This is a genomic window from Mesorhizobium sp. P3_A9 (assembly GCF_056402975.1).
Map to the genome: position 1 here is coordinate 1 of NZ_JBFUGJ010000211.1, position 10,528 is coordinate 10,528.

Annotated in this window: 11 protein-coding genes; 5 read left to right on the plus strand and 6 right to left on the minus strand. The window is 62.5% G+C overall.

The window, feature by feature from the left end; translation table 11 throughout:
• Positions 1 to 780 precede the first annotated feature (780 nt).
• The gene (locus tag AC1DX0_RS23720; RefSeq protein ID WP_477357039.1) at positions 781 to 975 is read left to right on the plus strand and encodes a Flp family type IVb pilin; all 195 of its coding nucleotides are present in this window, start codon (positions 781 to 783) and stop codon (positions 973 to 975) included.
• Positions 976 to 1,422: 447 nt separating this feature from the next.
• On the opposite strand, the gene AC1DX0_RS23725 is transcribed toward AC1DX0_RS23720, so the two are convergent.
• Both AC1DX0_RS23725 and AC1DX0_RS23730 read right to left on the minus strand, forming a co-directional pair.
• Positions 1,423 to 1,680, minus strand: a complete 258-nt coding sequence (locus AC1DX0_RS23725; protein ID WP_477222324.1) for a hypothetical protein — start codon at positions 1,678 to 1,680, stop codon at positions 1,423 to 1,425.
• Between the two features lie 208 nt (positions 1,681 to 1,888).
• Positions 1,889 to 2,791, minus strand: coding sequence for a LysR substrate-binding domain-containing protein (locus tag AC1DX0_RS23730; RefSeq protein WP_477357042.1), 903 nt, complete (start codon positions 2,789 to 2,791; stop codon positions 1,889 to 1,891).
• Between the two features lie 95 nt (positions 2,792 to 2,886).
• Here AC1DX0_RS23730 and AC1DX0_RS23735 point away from each other — a divergent pair, with 95 nt between their 5' ends.
• The 4 genes from AC1DX0_RS23735 to AC1DX0_RS23750 are packed head-to-tail and all read left to right on the plus strand — an operon-like array spanning position 2,887 to position 7,023.
• Positions 2,887 to 3,909, plus strand: coding sequence for an agmatine deiminase family protein (locus AC1DX0_RS23735; protein ID WP_477357043.1), 1,023 nt, complete (start codon positions 2,887 to 2,889; stop codon positions 3,907 to 3,909).
• A gap of 50 nt (positions 3,910 to 3,959) precedes the next feature.
• Entirely contained in the window at positions 3,960 to 5,000 is a 1,041-nt protein-coding gene (locus tag AC1DX0_RS23740) for an agmatine deiminase family protein (protein ID WP_477357045.1), read from the plus strand.
• 8 nt (positions 5,001 to 5,008) lie between these two features.
• On the plus strand, positions 5,009 to 5,899 hold the full coding sequence (gene aguB / locus AC1DX0_RS23745; protein WP_477357047.1) for an N-carbamoylputrescine amidase: 891 nt from the start codon (positions 5,009 to 5,011) through the stop codon (positions 5,897 to 5,899).
• Positions 5,900 to 5,937: 38 nt separating this feature from the next.
• Positions 5,938 to 7,023 (plus strand): extracellular solute-binding protein, encoded by a 1,086-nt coding sequence (locus AC1DX0_RS23750; protein ID WP_477222319.1) that lies wholly within the window; start codon positions 5,938 to 5,940, stop codon positions 7,021 to 7,023.
• A 24-nt stretch (positions 7,024 to 7,047) separates the two neighbouring features.
• Here AC1DX0_RS23750 and AC1DX0_RS23755 read toward each other — a convergent pair whose 3' ends face one another.
• The 4 genes from AC1DX0_RS23755 to AC1DX0_RS23770 form a co-directional block, all read right to left on the minus strand.
• Positions 7,048 to 7,401, minus strand: coding sequence for a TadE family protein (locus tag AC1DX0_RS23755; RefSeq protein ID WP_246707071.1), 354 nt, complete (start codon positions 7,399 to 7,401; stop codon positions 7,048 to 7,050).
• A 46-nt stretch (positions 7,402 to 7,447) separates the two neighbouring features.
• Positions 7,448 to 7,873, minus strand: a complete 426-nt coding sequence (locus AC1DX0_RS23760) for a TadE/TadG family type IV pilus assembly protein (RefSeq protein ID WP_477222391.1) — start codon at positions 7,871 to 7,873, stop codon at positions 7,448 to 7,450.
• Between the two features lie 20 nt (positions 7,874 to 7,893).
• Positions 7,894 to 9,120, minus strand: coding sequence for a pilus assembly protein TadG-related protein (locus AC1DX0_RS23765; protein WP_477222318.1), 1,227 nt, complete (start codon positions 9,118 to 9,120; stop codon positions 7,894 to 7,896).
• Positions 9,121 to 9,411: 291 nt separating this feature from the next.
• Positions 9,412 to 10,528 (minus strand): autotransporter outer membrane beta-barrel domain-containing protein (locus AC1DX0_RS23770; protein ID WP_477357049.1); only part of this gene is annotated, 1,117 nt, incomplete at its 5' end.

A 10,528-nucleotide genomic window follows, 5' to 3' on the forward strand; every position in this document is an offset into this window, starting at 1 on the left:
ACGGTGAACTGCTCTAGAACGGCTGTGCAGCAGCGTGACCAGACGAGCCCTTAAGCCGTTGGCGTCGGCATCGGGATGGCGATCGCCGGTTAGCCAGCCCCGATCAGGTAAACCAAAGCGCTGACTACCGCTGCGATTGATGCCCCAGCTATCAGCATGAGGCGGCGCTGCCGTTTGCGCCGATTGACGGGCTTCTTTGTGTCCGCCGGAGCATAGGCGCTGTAAATGCGCCTTCCGTCCTCTTCGAACCGATCGCTGTTCGGGTAAGCCTTCTTCGGCTTAGGGCGCGGTCGAAGTATTTTCATCGCCCTGCCTTAATGTTGAGCCTTCATTCGCGGCAGTTTAGCGACCTCTCACATATGGACTCAAGCGCTGATTGGAAGCATTCGTCCGTCGCTTGGCACAGCAGATGCGCAGTGGTTCCTCCCACGGACGTGAAACCCTTGCCAGGGCGCGCTATCAAGTCGCTGTCGCGCACGCCCGCACCTCGCTGAAATAGCGGGTTATATCGATAGCCATAGACCATGGTCGCCTTTTGGCCTCCTGTCGCCTCGGCTTGCCTCTATGGTTAAGTCGCTAATATGTGTCGCAAAATCATACCCTTACCGTTCTAACCCAGCAACGCGGCAAGTCTTCGCGGTTAACTTTCCGTTAAATCCCTTTGACATAACCATATAAGCAAAGGCTAATAATCATCGACCGGGTGGCTTTGGGGGCATCAATTGCCGGCAACTCCGGGGGTTCGAAGTCAACAAAAGGGGTAATTACATGCGTAATATGATGAAGCAGTTCCGCGATGACGAAAACGGCGCCGCTATGGTCGAATACTCAATCCTGATCGGCATCATTGCCGCAGCATCGATCGTTGCGGTTATCGCCATCGGCGGATGGGTCGGCAGCCAGTTTACTGGCCTTTGCGCGAAGCTGAACACCAAGGGTCTTTCCGCAACAGGTACTGCCGGCGGCACTTGCTAGTCTTCGATAACGCGCCTCTCAAAGCAAGGCGCCTTGCGATAGCGGATGGTCTCATTCTTAGAGGTTAGCGACCATCATCTGTTATCGGTCTAGAAGGGGCTGGTGTTTGTCGCGCCGGCCCCTTTCGTTACGCCCTCGGGAGCGGCAGGGCCGGCACCGTGACACCGGCATCGCTACCGCACCGGAACTGACCCTTGGTGATGCGGACATCCGTTGAGGTCCCATCCGCTCATTCCAGCGGTCAGGAGACTGCCGATTGCCAATGTATGCGGCCATAACCGGTCTGGCAGTCATGCTGGCCGTACACGTTGAAGATAAACCCGTTCCGCCAAACGGCGAAGGAACGCCCGATCAGACGCCGGGCCCGGAGATCCAAAAGGTCAAGTAAATGGCTTCGGCCAGTTTCTGAGATTCCGTGAGAGCCGAGAAACCCGCACTGGCCTTGGATCAATCCGGAACCATCGGTGCCGGCTCTTCGCACCGGTACACCATGCACTGGCCGTCACTGGCCGGAACATGGTCAACCATCGGCACGTAAGGACGATCGCACTCATTGCCGAACTGGCGGACATAGCGATCATAGGTGTTCGGTCCGGTGCTCAGCACAGCGGCATGTTGGCGCTGAATCAGGGCCTCGGTCTGCGCACACGTCATTTTGCGCGTGTCAGGCCGAGCGTTGGCGAAACTTGTAGCGGCAATCACCATCGCTGCCGTGCAAAGCATAGTCCTGCATGTGGGCATCATGGCGTCCTCGCAAAATCCGGTACCATCCAAATTCGCATCTTGCGACGCAGTTCCGCAACCGTGGTGCTGTCACGATGCAGCGAGCGAGCCGCCATCGCCTCGATTTCGGCACGGCCTGAACTTCCACCGCAGCGACGAGCCGATCAGCTTCATTCCGGACCACATTTGGTCATGGACGAGACTGCGGAGGAACCATCAGCGCCTGCTTGCGCAACCACTCCCATGCCCCCCGCACATCGACATCCCGCAACCGATCCTGCGTGGAAATCGCATACCATCCGCGCCCCGCATCAAGGACATGCTCGTATGGCTGCACGAGGCTCCCYGAWGYGATCGCCTCTGCCGCCAAAGTCAGGCTGCCCARMGCCACSCCCTGGCCWTGYTCGGCRGCCGCRAGCGCCAGRTCGCTGTCGCTGAAATTGGTTCCGTGCCAGGTGCCGTTCGSYTCSAYRCCGACRCTGCGCAACCAGTCCGCCCAGCCAGTCGGGCGCTCGTCATGGATGAGCGAAGCGCCAAGCAGGTCGGCGGGTGTGCGCAGCGTCCTGGCCAGATCCTTCGCCGCAACGGGTGACAGAAAATCCCTGGCGATCAGCAAGCTTTCGCAGCCTTCAGGAGGCGCATCCGCGTAGACGATGGCCAGATCGAGCTCCATGGTCTCGAAATCGACAGGCGTGCCGCTGGTGTCGAGCCATGGTTCACAGGCCGGAACCGCCGCCCGCAAAGCCGGCAGGCGATGCAGCAGCCAGCGCCGGCTGAAATCGCGCGGCGCGTAGATCACGACGCTGCCGGGTTTTCTATAGGGTTCCAGCCGCCGGTAGCCCTCCTCCATCATTTCGAGGCAGCGGCGCACGGTGCGCTGATAATCGCGYCCGGCATCCGTCAGCCGCACCTCGCGGCCGAAGCGCATGAACAGAGGCTGGCCGATATGGCCTTCGAGCARGCGCATCTGGTGGCTGATCGCCGACTGGGAGAGGCCGAGCTCTTCAGCGGCGCGGCTGAAGCTTTCCAGGCGCGAGGCSGCCTCGAACCCYTTCAGGAACTGCGTCGGCGGAATATGCCGGAACTTCACCATTCATGAATTCCATTCACTGAAGTCAGGAAACCTTCTCAGTTGTACGGCGGCTGGCGTCGATTAACAATGAGTTCGATACATGAATGGAGAGTTTGATGAACGCCATCGAATGGCCGGCGCAGCATTTGAAGWTYCGCCGTCCGGCGGAGTTCGAGCCSCATGCCAGGACATGGATGGCCTGGCCGCATAGGCGCGACATGTACGGCGCCACCTTGCCCGCCATGCAAGAGGCCTACGTCGATGTCGCCCACGCCATCGCTGAGTTCGAGCCTGTCACCATGGTGGCGCATCCTGATCATGCCAGCGGCGCTCGTGCCCAGCTTGGAACGCGGATCGAGCTGGTCGAAATTCCGATCGACGATTGCTGGATCCGCGATTCCGGCCCGACCTTCCTGAAACTGGCCGATGGGAGCCTGGCCGGCGTGTCCTGGCGCTTCAATGCCTGGGGCCGCAAGCATGAACCCTATGATCAGGACAACGCGCTGGCCGAGCGGTTGCTGGCTCGCGAGGACGCATCCATCCTGCGCTCCTTCCTGCATTGCGAAGGCGGCTCGCTGACGACCGATGGCCAAGGCACGCTGATCGCGACCGAAACCAGCCTGCTCCATTCCAACCGCAACCCCGGCATCTCCAAAGCCTGGGTGGAGAAGGAGCTCATACGCATGCTCGGCCYGAAAAAGGTTGTATGGCTGCCCGGCGATCCGCTGGATCTGGAGACCGACGGCCACGTCGACGGCATGTGCTGCTTCGTCAGGCCCGGCGTGGTGATGTTCGAATTCAATCCCGACCCGTCCGACCTGCACGGTCGCATCCTTGCCGACAATCTTGCCGCACTTGCCAGCCAGACCGACGCGCACGGCCGCAATTTCGAAGTCATTCCTATCCCCGAAGCCTATGACGTCGAGGCGACCAGTGCTGTCTTTGCCCGCTCCTACATCAATTTCGCGCTCGCCAATGGCGGCGTCGTCATGCCTGGGTTCGGGCGCCCGTCAGGTGAGGAAGCCAAGGCTGCGATTGCCCGCGCCTTCCCCGATCGCCGCATCGTCACCGTCGATGTCGGCGCCGTCGTGCCGGCAGGCGGCGCCATCCATTGCATCACCCAGGAACAGCCGGTGTGATGAGATGGACACGACGTCAAATCATCATGGCAACGGCAGGGTGGGCACTCATGCCTGAGATTGCGATCACCGCAGCCAGGGCCGAAAGCTGGAAGGTCACCGTGCCTTCGGAGGCAGAGCCGCATGCCGGGACCTGGATGGCCTGGCCGAGCACGCCGGCCGTCTATGGCGGACCGGGAGCCTATTACGAGAGCGTGCAGGAAACGCTGGGCCGGTTGGCCGCGGCGATCGCCGAGAACGAGCCGGTGACGATGGCTGCCCCTGCAGCCGAACATGAACTGGCGGCAAGGTTGTGCGGTCCAAAGGTCCAACTCGTCGATATCGCGACCGACGACATGTGGATGCGCGATTCCGGCCCGGTGTTCGTGCGCGCCGACAACGGCGCCATCGCCGCCGTGGACTTCGGCTTCAACGGCTGGGGCGACAAGCAGGCGCATGCCAGCGATGCCGGGATCGCCGSCAGGGTCGCGCAACACCTCAATGTGACCCGCCATCGCGCCGCGATCCGTGGCGAGGGCGGCGGCATCGAATATGACGGCGACGGAACCTTGCTGCTGGCCGAAAGCTGCTGGGTCAACGACAACCGCAATCCAGGTTTCTCCCGCGCCGATATCGAGCGGCATCTGAAGTCGATACTCGGCGTCGAGACGGTGATCTGGGTTCCCGGCGTGCGCGGCCTCGACATCACCGATGGCCATATCGATGGCTCGCTCCGTTTCGTCAAACCGGGCCTGCTAATCGCCAGCAGCTTTCCCGGCGACACCTCCGAATGGGGCCGCGCCCATGCCGAAGCGCTTGCCATCCTGGCGAAGTCCAGGGATGCGCGCGGGCGGAGCTTCGAGGTGGTGTCCATCCCAGCCGCCACCGACGTGCGCTCGACAAGCGACGACTTCCTGACCAGCTATGCCAACTACTACATCGGCAACGGCGCGCTCTACACGCCGCAGTTCGGCGACAGAAAGGCCGATACCCTGGCCAAGGAAACGCTTGGCCGGCTGCACCCGGACCGCCGCATCGTCGAGCTCGACATGGACCGCATCTACGAGAATGGCGGCGGCATCCACTGCGTCACACAACAACAACCCAGGTGAGGTGACCCATGCGCCAACTGATCGCCGCCGCTGTCCAGATCTCCTGCACCGATGAGGTCGAAAGCAATCTCGACAAGCTCGAAAACCATGTCCGCGAAGCCGCAAGGCGCGGCGCCGGGCTTGTCGTGCTGCAGGAACTGTTCGAAGGCGTCTACTTCTGCATGGATGAGGATATCAGCCATACCATCCGCGCCCTCCCCCTTGAAGGACACAAGACCATCGCGCGCATGGCGGCKCTGGCGCGSGAGACAGGCGTCGTCCTGCCGGTYTCGCTGTTCGAGCGCGACGGCTCGRSMTTGTACAACACGCTGGTCATGATCGACGCCGATGGCACGGTGCTCGGCCACTACCGCAAGAGCCATATTCCGAACAGTCCGGGCTATTCGGAAAAACTCTATTTCGCCGACGGCGACACCGGCTTCCGCRTCTTCGAAACCGCCGCCGGCAAGATCGGTGCCGGCATMTGCTGGGATCAGTGGTTTCCCGAAGCCGCCCGCGCCATGGTGCTGATAGGCGCCGAGGTGCTGATCTATCCCACCGCCATCGGTTCGGAACCRTCSTTTCGCGGCTGGGATTCCCGCGACCATTGGCAGCGCGTGATGCAGGGCCACGCCGGAGCCAATCTGACCCCGGTGATCGCCGCCAACCGGGTCGGCGTCGAGACGGGCGAAGCCAACGAGATCGTCTTCTACGGCTCATCCTTCATTGCCGACCACACCGGCGCCAAGCTGGCAGAAGCCGACCGCGTCAGCGACGGCGTGATCACGGCGGCACTCGACCTCGACGAGATCGCCGCCGCGAGGCGCAGCTGGGGCGTGTTCCGCGACCGGCGTCCCGATCTCTACGGTGTGCTGCTGGAGCCGACGCCGGATCGCCTGCTTGCCAAAAATGCAGCCTGACTGAACAGCCCCGCCCGGGGCCACCAACGGAGGACATGATGAAACATTGGCTCGCGCTCGCCGCGGCATGCCTTTTTGCGACCTCGGCCCAGGCCGAGGAAAAGATCCTGCATCTCTATTCCTGGGAGTCCTATTTCGGGCCTGGCAGCATCGAAAAATTCGAGGCGCAGACCGGCATCAAGGTCACCTATGACATGTTCGATTCCAACGACATGGTCGAAACCAAACTGCTCACCGGCGGCTCGGGTTACGACCTCGTCACCATCAATCTCGCGCCGCATCTGCAGCGCGAGCTGCCGACAGGCGTCTGGGCGGCTCTCGACAAGAGCCGCCTCTCCAACCTCGGCAATCTCGACCCCGCCGTCGCCGCCCGCCTCGACGAGGTCGACAAGGGCGGCGCGCACGGCGTGCCCTGGATGTGGGGAACGACCGGTGTCGGCTACAACGTCGAGAAGATCCGCGCGATCATGCCCGATGCCCCGGTCGACTCGCTGCGCATGCTTTTCGACCCTGAAATAGCCGCCAAATTCGCACCGTGCGGCATCACCATGCTCGACGACGCCGAGCAGGTGCTGGGCYTGGCKYTGATCTATCTCGGMCTSGACCCGGACACCACCAATCCCGACGAGTTGCAGAAGGCGGTGGACGTGGTCGCGAAGGTCCGCCCCTACGTGCGCAAGTTCCACAGTTCCAGCTACATCAACGACCTCGCCCAAGGCGATGCCTGCCTGTCGCTCGGCTTTTCCGGCGACATGCACATCGCCGACATCAGGGCCAAGGAAGCAAAGCGCCCGTACTCCATCACCTATCGCCTGTCGAAGGAAGGCAATCTGGTGTGGGCCGACATATTGGCGATACCGAGCGACGCCCCGCACCCGGAAGCCGCGCACGCCTTCATCGACTTTGTGTTGCGCCCGGAAATCGCCGCCTCAGCCGCCACGGATACCGGCTTCTCGACCGCGAACAAGGCGGCCCTTCCACTGCTCGACGAGGCATTGCGCGCCGACCCCAATCTCTATCCCTCGGAGGAAGCCCAGAAGCGCTTGCATCTGCCGAAAGCRCTCGACCAGAAAGCSCTGMGRATGTGGTCGAAAGCCTGGGACCATGCCAAGGGTCTTGAATAGTGAACGAGATCGCGGCCGGCAGGCCTAACCACCGACCAACGGCACGGTAACGGTGGTCGCGTAATTGATCGGAAAGGCGCTGAAATAAGGGAAGTCGATAACGAAGGCGTAGGTGGCGGTCAAATGTGCCATGCGGAAGCCCCCGCTCGCCGGATCGATGGCGATCGTCACGTTCACATCCTTCAAACCCAGGGCCTGCAATTTCTGCGTGGCGATCGATTGGATGTCGGCCTGGGTCAGCGTGTTCTGAAGCTGCAGCGAGCGCGATGACGTCTCCAGCGTATAGCGGACGCTGGAGACGGAGTGCATCGACCAGCCCAGGGCGAAGATCCCGAACAGCAGTATCATGAGGAACGGCGCGATCAGCGCGAACTCCAACCCGGCCCCGCCTGATCGATCCCGCCTGAACGCGCTTGCCCCAGAGCTAGCGGACACGGATCACCTCCAGGTGGCCAATGACGCTTGGAGCAGAGAAGACGCCGAAGGTGAAGGGCGGTGTCCAGGTGGCCGATGCCTGGATCTGAACAAAGACCGACGGCACCTTTGGCCCACTGCACAAGGTGGAAGCGCCGACCACGGTCGTCCCGCACATATAGATCCGGCTTAGCGTGACCTGGCCGTCCGACGGCCGCTTCTCCCAGCTCGACATGGCCACGGCCTGGGTCGCCGTATCATTGGTCGATCCCGCCATCACCAGATTTGCCGCTGTCTTGACACCGGCGCGCATCGACAGCGAGCTCGTCACATAGGACCAGCCGTCGATGATACCGAGCAGCGCCGCGCACAGGAAGGGCAGGACCATCGCGAACTCGACCGCGGCAACGCCCGCTTTGTTGCTCAAGATCGGCACAGATCGGAGTTCCACGGAGGCTACTCTACCAGCGCCACGGACTGCCCCGCCGGAATGTCGCGCATTCCGAGGCTCGTGCAATCCTGATTGATGGTTGTGCTGCCGGACCATTGAATCGTATTGGCGACGACCTGGGTGCAGCCGCTGTTGCCCGAGAAGTTGCCAAGATAATTCACTTGCTGTTTGGGGAAATAGATGGCCCCGGTTAGCAGCGAATCCGCTGTGCCATTGAATGTGCTGGATGCGCTGCTGCCGGTCCTGTCGCCGTAGAACAGCACACCGGAATAGGTGCCCGAGGTCGGCGCACTGAGCTTCACGGAGGCGTTGCCATTCAAGCTGACGGTCGAACTGCCCGACATGAAGATCGTCACACCGCTGCCGATGACGGCCGCGTTGGCGTTTACCTTGAGATCGCCCTGAACGACATAGACGCCGGGCGAGAGGGTGACATTGCCCTTCAGCGTCATGCCGCTGCAATAGGTGCCTGGGCTCAGCGTTGCCTTGTTGTCGTTCTGGCAGGGGTTCGAGGCCGCCGGGGTCGGCAGGTCCGCAAATGGATCGGCGGCGGGCAGCGCTTGCGTGATCGGGGCCGCGCAAATGGTCGTGACGGGATTGCTGAGAGAGACACCGCCACCTGATATCAGGCAATCGGCCTGAAGGCCCGCCGAGCCCTGAAGCTTGATGGCGTCCGAGGCGATCGAATTGGCCATCACCGAGCAGCCTGTGATTTTCACGCTGGTGTTGCCTGAAAACAGCGCCGCCTGCGAAGCGGATGCATCGAGCGCGAGCACGCAGGCCTTGGAGGCATTGATGATCAGGGCCACCGCCCTCGCCTGCTCGGGAACCTTGCCTTGCGTGAAGATCGAGGTGAAAATCCGGTCGAGCTGCTGGCCGACGATGACTTCGACCGCCTTCTTCGCCGTGTTCGGTCCAGACGCCGGCGGCGTGTTGACGACGATCGTGCCCGAGCCCAGCCCATTTGTCGCCGCCGACTGGGTCGCGGCCGCGACGATCGTCGGCTTGTCGGAACCTGAAATCTGTTCAAGCGCCCCGGCATAGGCCGCGGCATCGGCCGTCGCCTGCAGTTTCAGGCTGCTATAATACCAGTATGAGGTCTCCACACCGAACCCCGCGGCGCCGACAACGATCGGCAAGGTCAGAGCAAAGATGGTGGCAACATTTGCGCTGGCACTCCGGCGGATACCGGTCGCCATCAGCCGAATTCGGGTGAAGCAATTGAAAGCCATAGCTTAAATTAGAAAGCATGCATATATGAAGGAACGGCTAAAAAGTTCCGTTCATTTTTTGAATTGGCTCCAAACAGCCGGACGTTGGCTGATCGATGGCCGCGCAGCGACGGCATCGACGCTTGCCTCCGCTGCGCGGCTCCCGGGTCACTTGTCGCCTGCCGCGCAATGGTGCCGTCAACGAACGCTAGGCCGCTCCGCCGCACCCGGGCGCGGGTTTTGTTCATCGCGATGTCTGCCTGCACCGATAGGGTCGCCGTGTATTTACCGGCGAGCTATCCTTACCCCCGCCTACCAGTTCACCCGGAACCCGACATTGCCGCCATAGGTCTGCACCTTGTCAGCGAACTTGCCATCAAAAGTGGCGAACACCGACGTGTTGGAGCTCCAGTTCAGCTTGACGCCGGCGTTGACGGCAACCGCGTCTTCAGCGGCCGCAGCGCCCTGAACGACGAAGGAATAGCCGGGCGCTGCCTGGAAGCCCGGCTCGACCGAGCGGTCCGGCTTGAAGTCGTGCACCCAGGCCGCGCGGCCCCAGGCCTGCAGCGTCTTGCTCTCGCCGATAGCCACCGTGGTGTCGAGTTGCAGGCCGAGCGAGACCGGCAGCGAGATGACCGTGCGGCTGTCGAAATCGAGGCCGAGCGCTCCGTCGCTGGTCGACTTTTCCGAGAAGGCCTGCATCGCCAATGCCTGGAACTGCAGCCCGGCGAAAGGCGTGATGGCGCCGGCGCCGAATGGCTGCCGCCAGCCGGCTTCGAGGCTGGTGCCGAAGCCCGCGCTCATGAAATCGCCGGTCCAATGTTCCCTGGTGATGGCCGGCACCGGATTGAGCGGATCGGGCGCGCCCGGAACCGAGGTGTAGCGATCGGTCGTGTTGCTGTACAGGTCCATCGCCAGCGAGCCGTTGATGTAGAACTGGCCCCATTTGCGCGCGCCATAGGCGCCGGCATGGCCACCGATGATGTTGCCGGAGGTTTCGCGATCCGGCACGGCGAAGGATCCGGCGACGCCGCCCAGCGCGAAGCCCATCAGGACATCGGGATCGCCCTGTGAGTCCAAGCCGACGGCGAAGTTGCCTGACTTGTAGCCAAGGGTCGCGCTGCCGACCACGGGATCGCCGGAAGCTACGCCCGAATTGCCGCCAGCTGTCGCCCAGTAATTCCAGCGCTGCTCGTTGGGCGCCTTGGTCAAGGCATCGAACGCGTTGGCCTTGCCGGGCGGTTCGGCATAGGCCGCCTCCGGCACTTTCAGCGACTGGCTCATCGGATCCGTCGCCATGCCCATGCGCCAGGTGTCGGCCTGCCGGTTCATCTGCCCCAGGAAGGTGCTGTTGGCGTCGAACTCCGGTTGCTGGAAGCCGCTGATGCCCTCGCCCGAGATCGTGTCGTAGACGGCGCCGAGCTGGTCG

What these genes read in the sequence shown, in the direction of transcription:
- AC1DX0_RS23720 (WP_477357039.1), top strand. Translation starts at nt 781, where the DNA reads ATGAAGCAGTTCCGCGATGACGAAAACGGCGCCGCTATGGTCGAATAC.
- AC1DX0_RS23725 (WP_477222324.1), bottom strand. Translation starts at nt 1,680, where the DNA reads ATGGTGATTGCCGCTACAAGTTTCGCCAACGCTCGGCCTGACACGCGC.
- AC1DX0_RS23765 (WP_477222318.1), bottom strand. Translation starts at nt 9,120, where the DNA reads ATGGCTTTCAATTGCTTCACCCGAATTCGGCTGATGGCGACCGGTATC.